This is a genomic window from uncultured Massilia sp. (assembly GCF_913773735.1).
In the GTDB taxonomy this organism is placed as follows: Bacteria; Pseudomonadota; Gammaproteobacteria; order Burkholderiales; family Burkholderiaceae_D; genus Telluria.
Window position 1 is genome coordinate 176,381 of sequence record NZ_CAJYEB010000049.1, and the last position, 20,581, is coordinate 196,961.

16 protein-coding genes are annotated in these 20,581 nt (G+C 70.7%); 10 read left to right on the forward strand and 6 right to left on the reverse strand.

The genetic code is table 11. The features are described 5' to 3' along the window. Positions 1-39: 39 nt before the first annotated feature. From QZ749_RS24775 to QZ749_RS24795, 5 genes are all read left to right on the forward strand, one after another. On the forward strand, positions 40-825 hold the full coding sequence (locus QZ749_RS24775) for an SDR family oxidoreductase (protein ID WP_296953002.1): 786 nt from the start codon (positions 40-42) through the stop codon (positions 823-825). A 79-nt stretch (positions 826-904) separates the two neighbouring features. Further along, a complete protein-coding gene (locus QZ749_RS24780) occupies positions 905-1,357 on the forward strand; it encodes an Rrf2 family transcriptional regulator (RefSeq protein WP_296953004.1) in 453 nt (150 codons plus the stop codon). Between the two features lie 118 nt (positions 1,358-1,475). Continuing rightward, complete coding sequence (locus tag QZ749_RS24785; protein ID WP_296953006.1) at positions 1,476-1,880, forward strand: nuclear transport factor 2 family protein; 405 nt, start codon at positions 1,476-1,478, stop codon at positions 1,878-1,880. Positions 1,881-1,882: 2 nt separating this feature from the next. Then, the gene (gene ada / locus QZ749_RS24790; RefSeq protein ID WP_296953008.1) at positions 1,883-2,956 is read left to right on the forward strand and encodes a bifunctional DNA-binding transcriptional regulator/O6-methylguanine-DNA methyltransferase Ada; all 1,074 of its coding nucleotides are present in this window, start codon (positions 1,883-1,885) and stop codon (positions 2,954-2,956) included. Between the two features lie 91 nt (positions 2,957-3,047). After that, entirely contained in the window at positions 3,048-3,512 is a 465-nt protein-coding gene (locus QZ749_RS24795; RefSeq protein WP_296953011.1) for a carboxymuconolactone decarboxylase family protein, read from the forward strand. 17 nt (positions 3,513-3,529) lie between these two features. Here QZ749_RS24795 and QZ749_RS24800 read toward each other — a convergent pair whose 3' ends face one another. The 3 genes from QZ749_RS24800 to QZ749_RS24810 form a co-directional block, all read right to left on the reverse strand. Then, complete coding sequence (locus QZ749_RS24800; protein WP_296953013.1) at positions 3,530-5,941, reverse strand: DNA polymerase II; 2,412 nt, start codon at positions 5,939-5,941, stop codon at positions 3,530-3,532. 15 nt (positions 5,942-5,956) lie between these two features. Next, complete coding sequence (locus QZ749_RS24805; protein WP_296953015.1) at positions 5,957-6,808, reverse strand: ferritin-like domain-containing protein; 852 nt, start codon at positions 6,806-6,808, stop codon at positions 5,957-5,959. Positions 6,809-6,887: 79 nt separating this feature from the next. Beyond that, positions 6,888-7,550, reverse strand: a complete 663-nt coding sequence (locus QZ749_RS24810) for a hypothetical protein (RefSeq protein WP_296953017.1) — start codon at positions 7,548-7,550, stop codon at positions 6,888-6,890. A 437-nt stretch (positions 7,551-7,987) separates the two neighbouring features. Between QZ749_RS24810 and QZ749_RS24815 the strand changes: the two genes are divergently transcribed. Both QZ749_RS24815 and QZ749_RS24820 read left to right on the forward strand, forming a co-directional pair. Beyond that, entirely contained in the window at positions 7,988-9,655 is a 1,668-nt protein-coding gene (locus QZ749_RS24815) for a sodium/solute symporter (protein WP_296953021.1), read from the forward strand. 272 nt (positions 9,656-9,927) lie between these two features. Next, positions 9,928-10,614 carry an NUDIX hydrolase gene (locus QZ749_RS24820; protein ID WP_296953023.1) on the forward strand — a complete coding sequence of 229 codons (687 nt, stop codon included), beginning with the start codon at positions 9,928-9,930 and terminating at the stop codon, positions 10,612-10,614. Here QZ749_RS24820 and QZ749_RS24825 read toward each other — a convergent pair. Next, positions 10,559-11,995: a hypothetical protein gene (locus QZ749_RS24825; RefSeq protein ID WP_296953025.1), complete on the reverse strand. Its 1,437-nt coding sequence runs from the start codon at positions 11,993-11,995 to the stop codon at positions 10,559-10,561. The genes QZ749_RS24820 and QZ749_RS24825 overlap by 56 nt on opposite strands. Before the next feature lie 352 nt (positions 11,996-12,347). Between QZ749_RS24825 and QZ749_RS24830 the strand changes: the two genes are divergently transcribed. Then, positions 12,348-13,673, forward strand: coding sequence for a hypothetical protein (locus QZ749_RS24830; RefSeq protein WP_296953027.1), 1,326 nt, complete (start codon positions 12,348-12,350; stop codon positions 13,671-13,673). Between the two features lie 105 nt (positions 13,674-13,778). Here the strand turns inward: QZ749_RS24830 and QZ749_RS24835 are convergent, their stop codons facing one another. After that, positions 13,779-16,163 (reverse strand): EAL domain-containing protein, encoded by a 2,385-nt coding sequence (locus tag QZ749_RS24835; protein ID WP_296953029.1) that lies wholly within the window; start codon positions 16,161-16,163, stop codon positions 13,779-13,781. Between the two features lie 245 nt (positions 16,164-16,408). Here QZ749_RS24835 and QZ749_RS24840 point away from each other — a divergent pair, with 245 nt between their 5' ends. Further along, positions 16,409-16,930 carry a DUF6622 family protein gene (locus QZ749_RS24840; RefSeq protein ID WP_296953031.1) on the forward strand — a complete coding sequence of 174 codons (522 nt, stop codon included), beginning with the start codon at positions 16,409-16,411 and terminating at the stop codon, positions 16,928-16,930. Positions 16,931-17,044: 114 nt separating this feature from the next. Here the strand turns inward: QZ749_RS24840 and QZ749_RS24845 are convergent, their stop codons facing one another. After that, a complete protein-coding gene (locus QZ749_RS24845; protein ID WP_296953033.1) occupies positions 17,045-18,490 on the reverse strand; it encodes an NAD-dependent succinate-semialdehyde dehydrogenase in 1,446 nt (481 codons plus the stop codon). A 290-nt stretch (positions 18,491-18,780) separates the two neighbouring features. Between QZ749_RS24845 and QZ749_RS24850 the strand changes: the two genes are divergently transcribed. After that, the gene (locus QZ749_RS24850; RefSeq protein WP_296953035.1) at positions 18,781-20,568 is read left to right on the forward strand and encodes a thiamine pyrophosphate-requiring protein; all 1,788 of its coding nucleotides are present in this window, start codon (positions 18,781-18,783) and stop codon (positions 20,566-20,568) included. Positions 20,569-20,581: the final 13 nt, after the last annotated feature.

A 20,581-nucleotide genomic window follows, 5' to 3' on the forward strand; every position in this document is an offset into this window, starting at 1 on the left:
TCTTAATCCGATCGCTCACCCATCGAGAAAGGACACACCATGAGCACCAAGGGATATGCCGTCGTCACCGGCGCGTCGGCCGGCATGGGCGCGCTGTTCGCGCAGCGCCTGGCCCGGGACGGCCACGACCTGGCGCTGGTCGCCCGCAACGGCGCCGCGCTGGAAGCGCTGGCCGCGCGCCTGCGCGCCGACACCGGCCGCAGCGTCGACGTCGTCGCCGCCGACCTGGCCAGCGAAGACGGCCTGCGCCGCGTCGAGGACCTGCTGCGCGGGCGCGGCGACGTCGCCATGCTGGTCAACAATGCCGGCGTCGGCTCGATGCGGCCGCTGCTCGACAGCGACGCCGGCGAACTGACGCGCATGATCGCGCTGAACGTCACCGCCCTCACGCGCCTGACGCACGCGGCGCTGCCGGGGATGGTCGCGCGCGGCGCCGGCACCATCGTCAACGTCTCGTCGATCGTCGCCATCGCCACGGAGATGATGAACGGCGTGTACGGCGCCTCCAAGTCCTACGTCCTGGCCTTTACCCAGGCGCTGCAGCACGAGCTGGCCGGCAAGGGCGTGCGCGTGCAGGCCGTGCTGCCGGGCGTGACGGCGACCGGCTTCTGGGACACGCTGGGCCACCCGCTCGCGCGCCTGCCAGCCGACTGGATCATGGACGCCGGGGAGCTGGTCGACGCCGCCCTGGCCGGCCTGCGTCGCGGCGAGGCGGTGACGATCCCGGGCCTGCACGCCCCCGAGCGCTGGGACGCCCACGAGGCGAGCCGGCGCGCGCTGGCCACGCTGTTCGGCAACGCCCGCCCCGCCGCGCGCTATCGCTGACCGCCCCTCCCGGATGGCGCATCGCCCCGCGCATGCGGTCCGGGCGGACGCGACGCGCTTCCGGTATACTGGTCGGCCCATGCGCCTGACTTCCTTTACCGACTATACGCTGCGCACCCTGCTGCACCTCGGGAGCAACCGCGACCGTCTGGTGACCATCCAGGAGATCGCGGACCTGCACGGCATTTCGAAGAACCACCTGATGAAGGTGGTGAACGAACTCGGCCGTAACGGCATCGTCGAGACCGTCCGCGGCCGCAACGGCGGGTTCCGCCTGGCCCACGAACCGAAGGACATCAACGTCGGCGCCGTCGTGCGCCTGGCCGAGAGCGATTTCTACATGGCCGAATGCTTCAATCCGTCCGGCACGCCCTGCGGCCTGGTCAAGGCCTGCCGCCTGAAGAGCGTGCTGAAGGACGCCACCTCCGCCTACCTGGCCGAGCTGGACCGCCACACGCTGGCCGACCTGCTGCCGGAACCGCCGCCGAAGGAAGCGCCCGTCACGCTGCACCGCGGGCCGCTGGCGGCGTAGGCGTGCGCGCGGCGTCGCGGCGAACGGGAGTCCGGGTTTGATGATAAGAACCGGGAAGCCACGCCGTGCCGCGGCAAGCACAATGGCGCCTTCTTCATCACGCACGAAAGGAAACGCCATGACCGCCTACCGTCTCGCCGACCGCCCCGAAGGCATCGTCGACGCGCTGCTTGCCCACATCAATTCGCTCGACGAAGACGTCATGCTCGGGTTCTACGACCCGGAAGGGATGCTGGTGGACGCCGACGGCGTCGCGCAGCGCGGCCCCGACGCCATCCGCGCCGAGCTGCGCAAGTACTTCCGCCTCGGCCTGCCGATGCGCATCAGCGCGCGCCACATCTTCGTGGCCGGCGACATCGCCTCGCTGGTCCTCGACTGGTCCATCGTGGGCACCGGACCGGACGGCGCGCCCGTCGACATGGTCGCCACCGCGAACGACATCGCGCGGCGCGGTCCCGACGGACTGTGGCGCTACCTGATCGACAATCCGTTCGGCACGGCGCTGCGCCAGCCGGCGCGCTGACCATGGCCGGCGCCGCGCAGTCCGGCCACCCGGCCGTGACGGACGACCCGCGCTGGCAGCGCATCGTGGCGCGCGATCGCGGCGCCGACGGCGCGTTCTGGTATTCGGTCGCCAGCACCGGCGTGTTCTGCCGGCCGTCGTGCCCGGCGCGCACCGCCGATCCGCGCCACGTCCGGCTGCACGACACGCTGGAGCAGGCGCGCGCCAGCGGTTGCCGGCCCTGCCGGCGCTGCCATCCGGAAGGCATGTCGACGCAGCAGCGCAACGTCGAACTGGTGGCGCGCGCCTGCGCCGCCATCGCCGCCAGCGAGCACGCGCTGCCGCTGGCGGCGCTGGCCGCGCAGGCCGGACGCAGCCCCAGCCACTTCCATCGCCTGTTCAAGGCCGTCACCGGCATCAGCCCCAAGGCCTACCACGCCGCCTGCCGCGCCGAGCGGCTACGCCGGGCCCTGCCGGGCGCCGCCAGCGTGACGCGCACGCTGTACGAGGCCGGCTTCGGCTCGAGCTCGCGCTTCTATGCCACCGCGCCGGCCGCGCTGGGAATGGCGCCGCGCCGCTACCGCGCCGGCGGCGCCGACGAGACGATCCGTTTCGCCGTCGGCGCCACCAGCCTGGGCGCGCTGCTGGTGGCGTCGAGCGCCGCCGGCGTCGTCGCGATCCTGCTGGGAGACGATCCCGACGCCCTGTTGCGTGACCTGCAGGACCGCTTCCCGCGCGCGACCCTGGTCGGCGCCGATGCCGACTACGAGCAACTGGTCGCGCGCGTGGCCGGCATGGTCGAGCGGCCGGCGCTGTGCTGCGATCTGCCGCTGGACGTGCGCGGCACCGCGTTTCAACGGCGCGTCTGGGAAGCGCTGCGCGCCATCGGCCCGGGAACGACCGTCAGCTATGCCGAGCTGGCGCGCATCTGCGGCGTCCCGGGCCGGCTGGGCGACGTGGCCGCGGCCTGCGCGGCGAACGTCCACGCGGTGGCGATTCCCTGCCACCGCGTGGTGCGCGGCGACGGTGGCGCCTGGGGCTATGCATGGGGCATCGAGCGCAAGGCCGCGCTGCTGCGGCGCGAATCGGAACGGTGAGGGTTCCGGCGCCTGTCACACGCGCCGCCGCTGCCACGTCTAACAGGCATGAGGACGCATTCCGCGTCCGGCAACCCGAAAGGAACGCACCATGTCGCACACTGCCCGCATCCCCCTGTTCAACCTGGCCCCGGCGCCCCTGAAGGCGATGATCGCCCTGTCGCACGCCGCGAAGCAAAGCTCGCTCGGCCCGCGCCTCGTCGAGCTGGTCAACCTGCGCGTCTCGCAGGTCAACGGCTGCGGCGTGTGCGTGGACATGCACTGGCGCGACCTCGTCGGGCAGGGCGTCGACCCGCGCCACCTGAACAGCATCGCCGCCTGGCGCGAGTCGCCGTTCTTCGACGCGCGCGAACGCGCCGCGCTGGCCTGGGCCGACGCCGTCAACGCCCTGCCCGGCCGCGACGACACCGACGCCGCCTGGCCCGCGCTGCGCGAACACTTCAGCGAGACCGAGATCGCGGAACTGGGGTATGCGATCGCCGTCATCCGCGGCTGGAACGTCATCAACCTGTCGCTACGCAATCCGATCCCGGTGACGCCGCCGGCGGGCATGTAGCCACCCGCGCAGGGCGTTCAGAACAGCGCGCCCTGCCTGCTGGTCAAGCGCGCGAAGCTGTCGTCCAGGAACGGCAGGATCCCGTCGGCCACCGGTTCGAGCTGACGCGTCAGATAATGCTCGTAGTCGATGGCGGCGGCGCCGCCCGCCTCCACCAGTTCCATCGGCTCCGGCCCGGCCAGGGTCATCACGTAGCGGATCCAGCCGCCGTTGCGGTACTGGGCCGGACGGCCGCGACGCAGGTGGAACTCGTCGGCGCTGCGGGCGGCGCGCACGTGCGGCGGGACGTTGCGCTGGTAGTCCTCGAGCGGCCGGCGCAGGCGCTTGCGGTACACCAGCCGGGCGTCGAAGTCGCCGGCCAGGGTGCGCGCCACGTAGTCGCGCACATACTCCTCGTAGGGTTCGCCGCGGAAGATGCGGCCGTACAGCCCCTGCTGGAAGGCCTGGGCCAGCGGCGTCCAGTCGGTACGCACCGTCTCCAGTCCCTTGTAGACCACCTCCTCGCTGCCGTCGGCGCGCCGCACCAGGCCCGCGTAGCGCTTCTTGCTGCCCTCGTCGGAGCCGCGCACGGTCGGCATCAGGAAGCGCCGGAAGTGCGTCTCGTATTCCAGCTCCAGCGCGCTGTCGATGCCGAGCTCCTCCTGCAGGTGCGTACGCCACCAGCCGTTGACGTGCTCGACCAGGTCGCGGCCGATGCGCGCGGCGTCCTCCTCCGCATGGGCGCGCCCGAGCCAGACGAAGGTCGAGTCGGTGTCGCCGTAGATCACCTGGTGGCCGCGCGCCTCGATCAGCGCGCGCGTGCGGTGCATGATGTCGTGGCCGCGCATCGTGATCGACGAGGCCAGGCGCGGGTCGAAGAAGCGGCAGCCGGTGGTGCCCAGCACGCCGTACATGGCGTTCATGATGATCTTCAGCGCCTGCGACAGCGGCGCGTTGCGCTCGCGCTTGGCCGCCTCGCGCTCCTGCCAGACCCGCGCCACGATGCCGGGCAGGCAGTGGCGCGTGCGCGAAAAGCGTCCGCCGCGGTAGCCGGGCACGGTATCCGCCTCGTCCTCCTCCAGGCCGGCGACCAGGCCGACCGGGTCGATCAGGAAGGTGCGGATGATCGACGGATACAGGCTCTTGTAGTCCAGCACCAGCACCGAATCGTACAGGCCGGAGCGCGAATCCATCACGAAGCCGCCGGGGCTGTCCGCGCCCGGCACGTCGCCGATGTTCGGGGCCACCCGGCCCAGGCGGTGCATCAGCGGCATGTAGGCGTGCTCGAAGGCGGCCACCGAGCCGCCGCTGCGGTCCGCCGCCAGGCCGGTGACGCTGGCGCGCTCCAGCAGGAAGGCCATCAGGCCCGCCTTGGCGAAGATGCGCGTGACCAGCTCGCAGTCGCGCAGGTTGTAGCGCGCCAGCGCCGGCTTGTCCTGTTCGAACATGCGGTCGATGCCCGCCATCCGGTCGTACGGGTTGTCGATCGCCTTGCCCTCGCCCAGCAGGCTCTGGGCCACGTGTTCCAGGCTGAACGAGGGGAAGGTCCAGGTGGCCGAGCGCAGCGCCTCGATGCCGTCGATGACCAGGCGCCCGGCGATGCAGACGAAGTAGTGTTCCTGCCTGCCGTGTTCGCGCCACTCGATGGCGCTGCCGTCGCGGCCCAGGCGCAGCGGGCGCTGCGCCTGCTGCGCGTGCTGCTGCAGCACGCGCAGGTCGAACTGCACCAGGTTCCAGCCGATGATGGCGTCCGGGTCGTGGCGCCGGATCCAGGATTCGAAGCGGTCCAGCAGCGCCACGCGGGTGGCGCAGACCTCGTAGTCGAAGTCCAGGCCGGTGGCGTCGCCGTTGGCCGGGCCGAGCATGTAGACCTGGCGCTGGCCGCAGCCTTCCAGCGCGATCGAGCGCAGCTCGCCCTGCATCGTCGTTTCGATGTCGAGCGAGACAGTGCGCAGCAGCGGGCGGTAGCCGGGCGCCGGCTTGAGCTGGGCGTCGCGCAGCAGGTCCGGCGCGCCGGGCGCGGGCAGGCCGGCGAAGGTGGCCGGCGCCGTGATGAAGCGCTCCATCAGGTAGCGGTCGGGCGGGCGCACGTCCGCCTCGTAGACGTCGATGCCGTGCTCGCGCAGGCGCTTCTCGATGCGCAGCAGGTGGCGGTAGTGGCGGCAGTACAGGCCCAGCACGGGCCGGTGGCGGAAGTCCAGCAGCGCCAGCGGCCGCAGCTCCCAGCCGCGTTCGCGCGCCAGCAGGCCGCGCGCGGCCTCGCCCTGCTCCTGCGGGACGAAGGCGATGGCCGGCTGCGGCGCCAGGCGCACGCGCCGCGCTCCAGCGTCGGTGGCGAGCCAGAACTCGACCTCCACGCCGGCGTCGACGTCGCGCCAGTGGCGCGTCAACAGGAAGCCCTGCGGCGCGGGTGCGGCCGCGGCCTGCGGCGTGTCGGCGGGACGGTCCATCGGCGCGCGCCGCCCTCAGGCCGGCATGGCGGCGCCGGCATAGCGCGCCAGCTCGGCCTCGGTGAAGCCGGCGCGCCGGCGCGCCTCGATGTTGAACGGCCCTTTCATGACGGGCGCCTGGTACTGGACGGTCAGGGCGTCGTAGGTCGCCACCGGCTCGAGCCCGCGCCCGTCGCACAGGTACAGGTACCAGCGGTTGCCGATCTCGACGTGGCCGACCTCGTCGCGCAGCAGGATGTCGAGGATGCCGGCCGCCGCGCGGTCGCCGGCCTGCGCCAGCTTGGCGCGCAGCGGCGGGATCGCGTCCAGGCCGCGGGCCTCCATCGTGCGCGGCACCAGCGCCATGCGCGCCAGCACGTCGCCGCTGGTCTTGGCGACCATCTCCCACAGGCTGTCGTGGCCGGGGAAGTCGCCATAGCGCCAGCCGAGCGCCTCCAGGTGCGCCGCCAGCAGGCCGAAGTGGTACGCCTCCTCGGCGGCCACGCGCAGCCAGTCGGTGTAGTACGGCGCCGGCATGTGCGCGAAGCGCCAGACGGCGTCCAGCGCCAGGTTGATCGCATTGAATTCGATGTGCGCCAGCGCGTGCACGAGCATCGCACGGCCCTCGACGGTGGCCATCGAGCGGCGGCCCACCAGGCGCGGCGGCACCAGTTCCGGGCGCGCCGGCCGGCCGGGAATCCCGGCGGCGGGGACGAGCACGGCGGCCGTGTCGATGGCCAGGGCGCCGGCCGCGTGCGCCGCGGCCAGCGCGGCCACGCCGGCGGCCTTGGCGGCAGGGTCGGTCTCGACCAGGCAGCGCAGGGCCGCGGCGCGCAGTTCGGTCGGTTCGGGCAGGGGCGCCGCGTTCGTCATCGATGGATCCGGCATGGCAAAACGTAAAGGGCGGTAGTGTAGCATCCGGCCACGCCGGACACCACGCTACCGCCCCGTGGCGCGACTCGTACGCTCAGCGCTGGATCGGCGTGTCCTCGCTGCGCGGCGGCGTCACCAGCGGCGGCGGCTGCATCGGCTGCGGCGCGATCGGTTGCGGACCGGTGCCGGTGCCCGCATCGGTGGCGCCCGTGGACGAGCTGCCGGTGGCGCCCGTCTCGCCGCTGCCCGAGGCGCTGATGCCGGTGCCCGAGTTGCCCGTCGCGGCGGCGCCCTCGTCGAGGCTGCGCGGCGTGGCGTCCGCCACACCGGCGCCGCCCGACGACGTCGCGCCGCCCTGCGAACCGCCCACGGCGGTGGCGCCGGCATCGGCCGGATCCGGCGCGGCGGTCGTGCTGACCACGCGCTCGCTCACGCTGCCGCTGGGCGCCTCGGCCACCAGCTGCTTCGCATTGGCCATGTCGTCGCGGTAGACCTGGCGCGCCTGCTCCAGGCACGACGCGCGCTCGCTCTTCGCCCCGCGGCCGCACTCGGCCTTCTGCTGGGCGTAGGCCGCATTGATTTCCTTCTTGATGGTGGAGAGACTCTGCTGCTGGTTCTTGTTGCCCTGGTACCAGCGTGCCGGGTCGCCGGGCTTCTTGGCGGTCTGCTGCTGCGCGGCCACGGCCGGCACGGTGGCGACGGCGCACAGGGCGCACGCCGCCGCGATGCTGCGGATCGAAAGCATGGTGAGTTTCATGTTGTCCTCCTGATGATGTGCGTTCCAGGGGCTGCGCCGACCGGCGCACGCCGTTACGCGCCTCGCGCCACCTTGTCAAGGTGACATCAGGCTTGGGGCCAGTATAGTCGTTTTAACAGCATCCCCGCGTTCCTTTCCCTTAGGCATATTTACGGCCGGGGCCGCGTGCTTCCAGTACCCGCGCCGGGATTTCTGAAAACGGTTTCAAAATCGGCCGCAAGCATGCTAGGATTCAAATGTTTGCGCAAACAGTAACATGCGCAGGCACTGGCGGGCGGTCACCGGCATGGCGATTCAGTGACATTTCCGATAACCTCTTGCCAGGGTGAACGTAGAACACAGGCAACGTTCACCCGACCGCGGCACGTGGGCGCAAGGCATCGGCCGACGACATAACAAACAGCGGACGCCACGTCCGCAATACGAGACACCTATCCATGAACCTGTTTTCATCCCTCGACACATTCGTCTTCCTCGTCTACTTCGTGGTCGTGGCCGGCTACGGCATCTGGGTCTACCGGCGCAAGAAGAGTGCTTCGACATCCGCCTCGCACGACTACTTCCTCGCGGAGGGGTCGTTGACGTGGTGGGCGATCGGCGCATCGCTGATCGCCTCCAACATCTCGGCCGAGCAGTTCATCGGCATGAGCGGTTCCGGCTACCGCATTGGCATGGCGATCGCCGTGTACGAACTGATGGCCGCGGCCACCCTCGTCATCGTCGCCGTGTTCTTCATGCCGGTGTACCTGAAGAACCGCATCTACACGATGCCGCAGTTCCTCGAGCAACGCTACGGCAAGGCCGTGGCCACGACCATGGCGCTGTTCTGGCTCGGCCTGTACGTGATCGTCAACCTGACCTCGATCCTGTACCTGGGCGCGCTGGCGATCGGCAGCATCGTCGGCATCGGCGTGTTCCCGTGCATGCTGTTCCTGGCGATCTTCGCGACCATCATCACGCTGGGCGGCATGAAGGTCATCGGCTACACCGACGTGATCCAGGTGCTGTGCCTGGTGATCGGCGGCCTGGTCACGACCTGGATCGCGCTCGACCTGGTGGCGACGCTGGGCCAGGGCAACGGCGCCATCCGCGGCGCGACGGAACTGTTCCGCAGCACGCGCGACCACTTCAACATGATCCTGGGCCGCAACGACCCGAACTACATGGACCTGCCGGGCCTGACCACCCTGATCGGCGGCATGTGGATCGTCAACCTGAACTACTGGGGCTGCAACCAGTACATCACCCAGCGCGCCCTCGGCGCCGACCTGCGGACGGCGCGCAAGGGCCTGCTGTTCGCCGCCTTCCTGAAGCTGCTGATGCCGGTGATCGTCGTCCTGCCGGGCATCGCCGCGTTCGCGCTGGACCGCGCCGGCGTGCTGGGCGACGCGATGCGCGTCGGCGGCGAGCTGAATCCGGACCGCGCCTACCCCACGCTGCTGGCCATGCTGCCGTCCGGCCTGAAGGGCGTCGCCTTCGCCGCGCTGACCGCGGCCGTCGTGGCCTCGCTGGCCGGCAAGGCGAACTCGATCGCGACCATCTTCACGCTCGACATCTACAAGAAGAACTTCAACAAGGACGCCGGCGAGCAGCGCATGGTGTGGATCGGCCGCGTCTCGGTGGTGATCGCGATGCTGCTGGCGGTAGGCATCGCGCCGTTCATGGGCATCGACAAGAAGGGCGGCTTCCAGTACATCCAGGAATACACCGGCTTCGTCTCGCCGGGCATCCTGGCCATGTTCCTGCTGGGCTTCTTCTGGAAGAAGACCACGGCGCCGGCCGCGATGTTCGCGACCATCGGCGGCCTGGTGTTCTCGATCGTGCTGAAGTTCCTGCCCGAGATGATGGACCTGCGCTTCCTGGCCCCGATCGGCTTCGCCGCCGACAACGGCCACGGCGTCTACGAGATCCCGTTCCTGGACCGCATGTTCATCGTGTTCTGGGCCGTGGTTGCGGGCATGGTCGTCATCAGCAGGATGGGCGACGCCACCAAGATCAAGGCGCTGGTCGTCGACCGCCAGCTGTTCCGGGTCGACGGCGCGTTCGCGTTCGGCTCGGCCGTCGTGTGCGTGCTGGTGGCCATGATCTACGGCGTCTGGTGGTAGCACACGCCCCCGCCCCCGAAGGCAGCCCACGGGCTGCCTTTTTTCATGGCGCCGCCCAAGGAAAGAACAAGTTCGCCCGCCGCCAAAGCCGTTCCCCAACACCATTTCCCAAAACCGGGGTCAGAGCCGGGGTCAGAGCCGGGCTCTGACCCCGGTTTGTGGCAGCGCAAATCGGCTGGGGCGGCAGCGGACGGGACTCGCGGTCGCGCCGACGTCCGGCGCGGCGGTGTGCCGGCGTGCTATCGTCGCGTTTCCCCCGGACTGCCGCCACGATGCCCACGCCAATCTGCCATCCCTGCCCCGACGACGACGGCCATCCGGTCTTCATCGCCCGCCCGTCGTCGCCCTGTGAGCCCGACGCCTGGCACGACCCCGCCCGCGTGGCGACGGCCGTGCCGGGCGGCTGCGTGCCCGCGGCGCTCAATGGCCTCGCGTTCGGCCCCGCCGGCCTCGCCGGCCTGCCCCCTCCCGCAGGCATCGAGGAACCGGCCTTCGTCCTGCCCCCGGGCCTGGAGGCCGCCGCCGGCGCGGTGGTGGTCGAGGACGACGGACGCGTGTGGCTGGTGGCGCCGACCAATGCGTTCGGCGGCTACGCGGCCACCTTTCCGAAGGGGCGCGTCGATCCCGGCGCCAGCCTGCAGGCGACCGCCGTGCGCGAGGTGTTCGAGGAATCGGGCCTGGCCGTCGAGATCGTCGCCTTCCTGGCCGACGTGCGCCGCACCCGGACCTTCACGCGCTACTACCTGGCGCGCCGCGTCGGCGGCAATCCGGCGCTGATGGGCTGGGAGACGCAGGCGGTGCACCTGGTGCCGCCGGCGCGGCTGGCGGACGTCGCCGCGCACGCGAACGACACGGCCATCATTGCCGCGCTGGGGCGGCGCGCCGCCGCCGGCGCGGACGCGGTCAGGTCGTCAGCACCAGCGAAAAGAACACCCGCGTCGGGCCGTTCGAGAGCTTGAAGAACAGCTTGTTGCGGCCCTTGCGAAAGCGTACCGTGCGCCGGCCCTCGCTCAGGTTGTAGTCGCGCACGTGGGTATTCCAGGTGTCGTACGCCTGGCCGAAGAACCAGCCCTTGTCGACGTTCCCGCCACCCCAGACCAGCCTGTCGTTGAGCCAGAGCCGGGCGTCGTCGTCGGCGCCGACCCAGATCGTCAGGTCCCTGTCCTCGTCCATCATCAGTTCCGTATAGCCGTAGTACACGGCGTCCTCCTCGGCCACCGGCGGCACCAGCGGATAGCGCGCCGCGTCGACGTATTCCCAGCGCAGCAGGCGGCCATCCTTGCCGCGATAGGCGGCGTCCAGGACGACGGCCTGCTCCGGCGGGTGGCGGCCATTGGCGAACAGGCCCGCGCCATGCCGGCCCTCGAAGGGACCGATCAGGTACCAGCGATCGACGAACACGCGGCTGGCGTACGGACCGCCGGGGCCGATCACGCCGCCCGACCCCTTGGCGACCGCGCCGGCGCCCACGGCGGGGATCCGTCCCTTGCCGCCGTCGAAGAGCCCGTACTGGCCCGATGCCGCATAGGCCTTCGTCGGCTGCTCCGGCAGGTCGGGATGCGAAAAGTCGGTGATCCGCTCCAGCACCGACAGCAGCGCCACGCCGCTGGTCTTGCCCTGCGTCGCCGGGCCCTGGCCCGTGGCTGCGCCGAGGGCCGCATCGCCCGGCGCCAGGCTGCCGTCCTCCGACGGCCGCATGCCGGCGGGGCGCGCCGGGCCGGCCGTCACCGGGGTGCCGTCGCGCTGGCGCTCCAGTTCGCGCCGGCGCTGCTCCAGGGCGGCGCGCGCCCGCGCTTCGAGCCCGGCGATCCGCGCCGCGGCGTCGGCAGCGTCCCGCGGCGCGGGGCGCGCGGTCTCCGGCGGCGGGCTGGCCTGCGCCAACCGTTCGAGCGCCTTCTCCTTCGGGATCGCGAGCAGCGTCGCGAGTCGCGCCGCCTTGATGTCCCGCTCGATCCCGTCGATGGCGCGCGCCAGCGCCGTGGCGGTCTCGAGCAGCTTGCCGGGCGTCTCGTGGCCCGGGCGGGGCCGTGCGGCATCGTCCTGCGCGCCGGCTTGCGCGCGACGCGCGGGGCCGGCCGCCGCGCTCTCTTCGAGCAGCGCCTTGATCCGCGCCATGTCCTGCACGCGTTTCTCGAGCCGGGCCTGTTCGGTCAAGCGCTGGCCGGCTTCGACGAGGTGCTGCTGCCGTGCTCGCTCCACGCGCGCATTGCCCGCCACGTGCACCCCTTGCAGCGCGACCATGACCACGGTGTGCAGGGCGAGCGACAGGTAGACGAAGGGATGGCGCGCCACGTGGGCAAGGATGGCAGGGCCGGGTCGGGAGGGGTCGTCAAGGAACATGGTGGCTCGGCTGCGTCATCGGCAAGTTGGAAGGCTGCGCATGGGTGCCCAGTATGGCACGGATTTACCAAAAATTATCCAAACGGTTGCAACTTTATATTCCACATAAAGGCATATTAAATACCATCCGATGGCAATGCAGATCCTCTCCCTCGTGCACAAAGTTCCGTCTTTCACGGCAACTAATTCTTTTTGGAATTACATGATGATCTAAAGCAATCCAGAACTGCTACCGTCGTGCTTGCCATTGCGTCACATCAAGCGATCGGCACCGGCACGGCGCAACGCCACCTCGTCCATACACGCTATCGTCGGGACATCCCGCTCTATCAACCCGTCCAAAGGAGGCGTCATGAAACGGCTGCTCGGCTTGACCGGATTGTTCATCTCGACCATGTGTTCGGCCCAGGGCACCCCGGGTGCGGACATGGTGGTCGCAAACGTGGTCGACAACCTCAAACGCGCGGCACAGGACATCATCCACCAGCTGGACCAGACGGCCAGCGTGAACAGCTTCCAGATCCGCCAGCACCTCCTGGTCACGATCAGCGAGGTCGAGCACGCGGCGCTGACGGTGCAGGACAAGACCTTCAAGGATCTCGACAAGCAGCAGCAAGCGCTGTTCCAGGGCGCGGAGAACACCATCGCCGCCGCCAAGGCGGCCACCACCGCGCCGCTGGACAAGCTGGGCGACATCTCGAAGACCGTGGAAAACGCCGTGGCGCGCCTGCCGCTGGCGGACAAGAGCCCGCGCATCGCCCGCATCCGGCCCGACCACCTGCTGGCGCCGACCGGTGCCGCGCCGGTGCGGCTGGTCGTCGAAGGCAGCTTCCTTGCCTATGGCCCGGCCAGGCTGGAGATGGATGGCCAGTCGTGCACGCTGGCAAGCCAGACCGACGCCATGCTCGCCTTCCACTGCCCCGCCAGTACCTTCGCGACGGTGGACGGCTTCAGGAACGTCACGGGCAGCCTCGTCGTCGCCGACCGCAAGGAGTTCTGGGAACGCGTCAAGCACGTGTTCCGCAACTACGAGGCGAAGAAGAACTACCGCAGCCTCGTGGTCGCCGTGCCGCCCAAGCTCGGCGACTATGCGCTGGAAGTCGGCTACGCCAGCGATACGCAGGAGCCGCGGGCGGCCAGCGCGCCGTTCGAGTCCGGCAATCCGCACTGCGTCGGCCAGCGCGACTACTCGCTGAACTATGCCGTGCAGAACGGCCCCGCCTACACGATCCTGCCGGGATCGGTGACGTTCACCGCCACGTCCGGGAACGGCGAACGGAGCATGGCCGGGCCGCTCGACTTCACGCCGAAGGGCTTCCGCATGCAGGCGACGCTGAAGAACGGCGGCGACTGCGGCCCCAGGCTGCCGTTCTCGAGCAGCAGGGCCTGGTATGACGCGCGCGCCTGGCTGGGCGGCACCGTGGCCTGGACCGAGGTCCGCACCGTCACCGCGCAAAAGGTCGATGCGGCGCCGCCCACGCCGCTGCTGTGGGGCAGCGACGTCGTCCTCGACCTGCCCGAGCGCCTGTCCTACTTCAAGCTGTCCATCCGGCAGGTCGACGGCAGCAAGCCCATCGTGATCAACGCCGACAACACGCAGCGCTGGTTCAAGGTCGAGAAGACCGACCGGGTACTCAAGATCAGTCCGCGCCAGGTGGAGGATGCGTTGCGGCTGTGACGGCGGCGGCCCGGCACCGATGCCGCCCCGGCCGCGCCCCGATCCCGCACGCGCCGCCGTGGCGCCCGCGGATCCGGCCCGGCGCGCCGGCGCGGCGCGTGCGGCTCAGTCGCCCAGCCGCGTCCCCCTGCGCAGCAGGTCGCGCAGGCCCTCGCGCGGCAGCCCGGGGCTGAAGTAATAGCCCTGCATCTGGTCGCAGTGGTGGGCGCGCAGGAAGCGCAGTTGCTCGCGCGTCTCCACGCCTTCCGCGACCACCTCCAGCCTGAGGTTGTGGCCGAGGGCGATGATGGCGCGCGTGATCACCGCGTGGCCGTCGTCCTGGACGCTGCCGAGGAACGAGCGGTCGATCTTGATGGTATCGACCGGGAACTGCTGCAGGTGGCTCAGGCTCGAGTAGCCGGTGCCGAAATCGTCGATCGACAGCCGCACGCCGAGGCGCTTCAGCCCTTCGAGTGCCTCCTGCGCGTCGCGCGGGCTGTCCATCAGCTGGCTTTCCGTCACCTCCAGTTCGAGGCAGTGCGGATCCACGCCGTGGTGCGCGAGGATGGCCGCCAGGCGCGCCACGAACTGGCGCTGGCGCAGCTGGCGCGCCGACAGGTTGACGGCGATGACGAGGCCCTCGATGCCCTCCGCGTGGAAGTCGCGCAGCGTGCGGCAGGCTTCGGCGATGGCCCATTCGCCGATCGGCACGATCAGGCCGGTCTGCTCGGCAACCGGGATGAACCGGTCGGGCCCGACCAGTCCCTGCTGCGGATGGCGCCAGCGGATCAGCGCCTCGGCGCCGACCACGCGGCCGCTGCGCAGGTCGACCTTGGGCTGGTAGTCCAGCGCCAGCTCGCCGTTGCCGAGCGCGCGCTGCAGGCTGGCCTCGAACTGCAGGTGCAGGTGCACGGCCTGGTTCAGCGCGGCCGAATAGAACTGCACGTTGTTGCGGCCCAGCGCCTTGGCATGGTACATGGCGGCGTCGGCGGCGCGCATCATCAGGTCCGGGGTGGCGCCGTCGCGCGGGAACACGGCCACGCCGATGCTGGCGCCGGGCAGGATCTCCTGGCCGCCGACGGCGACCGGCAGCGCGACGGCCGCGCGGACCCGCTCGACCAGGTCGGCCAGCTCCTGCAGCCCCGGCTGGTCGCGGATGACGAGCACGAATTCGTCGCCGCCGACGCGGGCCACGGTGTCGTCGTCGCGCGTGTTCTCGCGCAGCCGCGTGGCGATGGCGCGCAGCACGGCGTCGCCGGCCTCGTGGCCGAAGGTATCGTTGACGTGCTTGAAGTTGTCCAGGTCGAGGAAGGCGAGCGCGCCCTGGCCGCCGCCGTGCGTGCTCGCCGCCAACGCCTCCGCGAGCCGCTCCTGCAGCAGCGCGCGGTTGGCCAGGCCGGTGAGCGGGTCGTGGTGCGCCAGGTGCTGCAGGCGCCGCTCGTAGTGGCGCGCCTCGGTGACGTCGCTGATGACGGCGACGAAATGCGTGACCTCGCCGTCGACGGCCGCCACCGGGTCGATGCGCAGGTCGTTCCAGAAGATCGTGCCGTCCTTGCGCGCGTTGCGCAGCAGCGCGCGCACGCTCTGCTGGCGGCGCAGCGCCGCGCTGATGCGGTGGCCCTCCTCCACGTCGCAACCGGGCACGCGCATGAAGCGCGGGTCGCGCCCCTTGATCTCGGCCAGCGTGTAGCCGGTCAGGTGCTCGAAGGCCGGGTTGACGTATTCGATATGGTGTTCGTGGCGGTCGCGGCAGGTGATCACGATCGCGTTCACGCTCGACGTCAATGCCCGCTCGCGCAGCCGCAGGGCCTTGTCGGACTGCTTGCGCGCGCTGATGTCGAGCCCGGTGCCGAACACGCAGGGCAGGCTGCCCAGGCTGGTGCGCGCGCAGTGGAACAGGAAGCTGGTGCGCTTGCCCTGGCGGCCGACCAGGTCGGCCTCGTGGGTCGATTCGCCGTGCTCGAAGGCCGCCATGATGTTGCAGACCACCGTGGGCCGCGTCGCCGGATCGAAGAAGCGCTTCACGTTCAGGCTCGGCATCGCCGCGCTGGGCACCTGCAGCGCCTCCTCGAGCTGGCGGTTCCACAACAGCAGGTGGCCGCTGCGGTCGATCACGTAGAACACGCAGGGCAGCCCCTCGATGATGTCGTCGACCGCCAGGTCCTGGACCAGGCCGGGGCGTCCCGGCGCCAGCGCCTTGCGCGGCACCACGATCACGCTGTACGAAGCGGAGCCGGTCTTTTCGTAGGAATGCGGCGCCACGATGATGCGTACCGGTATGCGCCGGCCGTCGACGCAGGCCAGGCTGCCGGTCGTTTCGGCCTCGCGCTGCGCCAGCGCGCGCGGCGCCGCGCCGGCCTCGTCGTCGACATCGATCAGGTTCCCGATCCTGCTGCCGCGGATGTCGGACGCGGTATAGCCGGCCAGCTTCTCGCAGGCCGGATTCCAGTCGGTGACGGTCCCGGTCGCGTCGACCACGAAGACGGCAAGGGGAAGCGGCGACGGATGCAAGGCGGACTCCTGTTGCCCGGACCATCCCGGATGACATGGCGAGCGGGCATTCGCCATCATAGGCTTGCGCCCCCGCACGGGCGCACGATTCGCCCCCGGCTCGCCGCACGCCGCCACCACTGGCGCCCGCCAGCCGCATTTCGCGCCGCCCCGCCGCATCTCGTCGCAAACCCCGGCGCCGCGGCGCTGTCCATCGCAAGATGGCATCACCCGATCCACTCTTGCACAATTTCAAGGAGCCGACCATGCTGAACCAGATCCTGAGCCACACCCCCGTCTATGTCTGGGCGATCCTCGCCTTCCTCGTGGTCCGCGGCGTGGCGGCGGCGCGCACGCGCGAGACGAGCATGCGCAAGCTGTTCATCATTCCCGCCGTCATGCTGGCGCTGGCGCTGGAAGACATCGGCAGGAAGTTCGGCGCCGGCGTGCCGGCCTGGGCCGCATGGGCGGTGGCGGCCGGCGCGACGATGCTGGTCACCTACCGGTTCGGCCGCCCGCGCCTGGCCGCCGGCGCCGCGCCCGGCCGGGTGCGCCTGCACGGCAGCTGGGCGCCGCTGGCGATGATGATGGCGGTGTTCTGCACCAAGTACGGGGTGTCGGTGGCGCTGGCGGTCCAGCCCGCGCTCGGCCGCGACACCACCTTCGCCATGCTGGCCTGCGCCCTGTTCGGCCTGTCCAGCGGCTGGTTCCTGGGCCGCCTGGCCGGCGACGTGGCCGCGTGGCGCCGGCTGCAGGGGCACGCCGTGGGCACGGCGCGCATGGCCTGAAGCGCAGGGCCTGACGCGCCGGGCCTGACCCCCTGGGCCTGACCCGCCGGGCCTACGCTGCGGGCCGACGCTGCGGGCGCCGGCCCGGGCGGCGCCCGCCCGGGTCCTGGCGCATCACACGCCGATCAGCGACACCGCCTTGGTGTTCAGGTAGGCTTCCAGCGCCTCCGGACCGCCTTCCGAACCGTAGCCCGAATCCTTGACGCCGCCGAAAGGCATCTCGGCGCTCGGCGCCGCCGGCTGGTTCAGCCACAGCATGCCGACTTCCATGCGGTGCATCAGCTGGTGGGCGTTCTTGATCGAGCGCGTGAACGCGTAGCCGGCCAGGCCGAACGGCAGGCGGTTCGCCTCGGCGATCGCCTCGTCCAGCGTATCGAAGCCGCGCACGGCGGCCACCGGGCCGAACGGCTCGTCGTTGAACACGCTGGCGTCGAGCGGCACGTCGGCCAGGATCGTGGGCGCGAAGAAGTTGCCCTCCTCGCCCACGCGCTGGCCGCCGGTGACGACCTGCGCGCCCCTGGCGGCCGCGTCTTCGACCACCTTGCGCATCGCCGCCACGCGGCGCGCGTTGGCCAGCGGGCCCAGCGTGGTGCCGTCCGCCAGGCCGTCGCCCAGCTTCAGGCCCTGCGCATGGGCGGCCATCGCGCGCACGAACTCGTCCTTGACGCTGTTGTGGACCAGGAAGCGGGTCGGCGAGATGCACACCTGGCCGGCATTGCGGAACTTGGCGCCGCCGGCGGCCTTGACCGCCAGCGCCACGTCGGCGTCCTCGGCCACGATGACCGGGGCGTGGCCGCCCAGTTCCATCGTCACGCGCTTCATGTGCGCGCCGGCCAGCGCGGCCAGCTGCTTGCCGACCGGGGTCGAGCCGGTGAAGGTGACCTTGCGGATCACCGGGTGCGGGATCAGGTAGCCCGAAATCTCGGCGGGATCGCCGAACACCAGGCCGACGGCGCCGGCCGGCACGCCGGCGTCGACGAAGCACTGGAACAGCGCGGCCGGCGAGGCCGGGGTCTCTTCGGGCGCCTTGCACAGGAAGGAGCAGCCGGTGGCCAGCGCGGCGGCCAGCTTGCGCACCACCTGGTTGATCGGGAAGTTCCACGGGGTGAAGGCGGCGACCGGGCCGACCGGTTCCTTCAGCACCAGTTGCTGGGCGGCCGGGTTGCGCGACGGGACGATGCGGCCGTACACGCGCATGCCCTCGGCGGCGAACCAGTCGATGATGTCGGCGCCGGCCATGGCCTCGATGCGCGCCTCGGCCAGCGGCTTGCCCTGTTCCTGGGTCAGCAGGCGGGCGATGTCGGCGGCGCGCTCGCGCAGCAGGCCGGCGGCGCGGCGCATGGTGGCGGCGCGCTCGAAGGCCGGCACGGCGCGCCAGGCCTCGAATCCCCGCTGGGCGGCCGCCAGGGCGCGGTCGAGGTCGCCGACGCTGGCATGCACGACACTGCCGATCGCCTTGCCGGTCGCCGGGTTCAGCACGGGGATGGTCTTGCCGCCTTCGGCCTCGACCCATTCGTTGGCGATGAGGAGGCGGGTATCGGGATAGCTGGAAGTCGTCATGGCAGGTAGGTGTCCTTGTCGTTGGAATGGTGCGACCGCGCCCGGCGCCCGCGCCGGCAGCGTGCGGTCGTCCGCTACTGTGCCAGAAATCGGCGCGGCCGGTGCAACCTGCCCGCGTTTTGCCGCGCCGTCTTTACGCGGACGGCGCCGGCGCGCTGCCCGTCGTCAAGAACATTTTCGCTGGCATAACGTGTCCTGTGGCTGAGCGTGTCGGTGCTAACCTTGGTCCCAACTCGCGGCGCCGTGGCGCCGCCCATCCGCCAACCGCAGACAGAGGACACGCAGACATCATGAGCAAAACCGTCGGTGATTATTTCGTCGAGCGCCTGTACGACTGGGGCGTACGGACCATTTTCGGCTATCCGGGTGACGGCATCAACGGCGTGCTGGGCGCGCTCAACCGCGCCGAGAAGAAGATCGAGTTCATCCAGGTGCGCCACGAGGAAATGGCCGCGTTCATGGCCTCGGCCCACGCCAAGTTCACGGGCCAGCCGGGCGTGTGCCTGTCCACCGGCGGTCCCGGCGCGACCCACCTGGTCACCGGCCTGTACGACGCCAAGCTCGACCACGTGCCGGTGCTGGCCATCGCCGGCCAGGCCGCGCGCACGATCCGCGGCGCCCACTACCAGCAGGAAGTCAACCTCGATCGCATGTTCGCCGACGTCGCCGACTTCGTCCAGGAAGCGGCGGTGCCGGCGCAGGTGCGCCACCTGCTCGACCGCGCCATGCGCACGGCGCTGGGCCGCAACGGGGTGTCCGTGCTGGTGCTGCCGAACGACCTGCAGGACGAGCCCTGGGAAGACCCGCCGCGCAAGCACGGCTCGGTGTTCTCCGGACTGGGCTATACCAAGCCGCGCGTGGTGCCCTACGAGGCCGACCTGCGCCGCGCCGCCGACGTGCTCAATGCCGGCAGCAAGGTCGCCATCCTGGTCGGCGCCGGCGCGCTGGGCGCCACCGACGAGGTGATGGCGGTGGGCGAGCGCCTGCTGGCCGGCGCCGCCAAGGCGCTGCTGGGCAAGGCCGCCCTGCCCGACCACCTGCCCTGGGTCACCGGCTCGATCGGCATCCTCGGCACCAAGGCCAGCTGGGAACTGATGAACGGCTGCGACACCCTGCTGCTGGTCGGCACCGGCTTCCCCTACGCCGAATTCCTGCCCAAGGAAGGCAAGGCGCGCGCGGTCCAGATCGACATCGACCCGACCATGCTGGGCATGCGCTACCCCACCGAGGTCAACCTGCACGGCGACGCCGCCGAGACGCTGCGCCTGCTGCTGCCGCTGCTGGAGGAAAAGACCGACAAGTCCTGGCGCGACAAGGTCGAACAGGACGTGCGCGATTCGTGGCGCCTGCTGGAACAGCGCGCGATGGCCAAGGCCGACCCGGTCAATCCGCAGCGCGTGGCCTGGGAGCTGTCGCCGCTGCTGCCGCGCGACGCCATCGTCACCAGCGATTCCGGCTCCTGCGCCAACTGGTTCGCGCGCGACCTGAAGGTGCAGCGCGGCCAAATGTATTCGCTGTCCGGCGGCCTGGCCTCGATGGGCGCCGCGGTCCCCTACGCGATCGCCGCCAAGTTCGCCCATCCGGAGCGTCCGGTGGTGGCGCTGGTCGGGGACGGCGCCATGCAGATGAATAACATGGCCGAGCTGATCACCGTGTCCAAGTACTGGAAGCGCTGGAAGGATCCGCGCTGGATCTGCTGCGTCTTCAATAACGGCGACCTGAACCAGGTGACCTGGGAACAGCGCGTGATGCAGGGCGACCCCAAGTTCGAGGCGACCCAGCAGATCCCGGACGTGCCCTACCACCGCTTCGCCGAACTGATCGGCCTGAAGGGCATCTACTGCAACGATCCCGACATGGTCGGCGAGGCCTGGCGCGAGGCGCTGGCGTCGGACCGCCCGGTCGTGCTCGAGTTCAAGACCGACCCCGAGGTACCGCCGCTGCCCTCGCACATCACGCTGGAGCAGGCCAGGTCCTTCATGACGGCGGCCGTCAAGGGCGACCCAAGCGAGGGGTCGATGCTGGCCGGCGTGGCCCGGCAGGTGCTGAGCTCGATCCTCCCGGGCGACAAGAAGTGAACGCGCCTGCGCG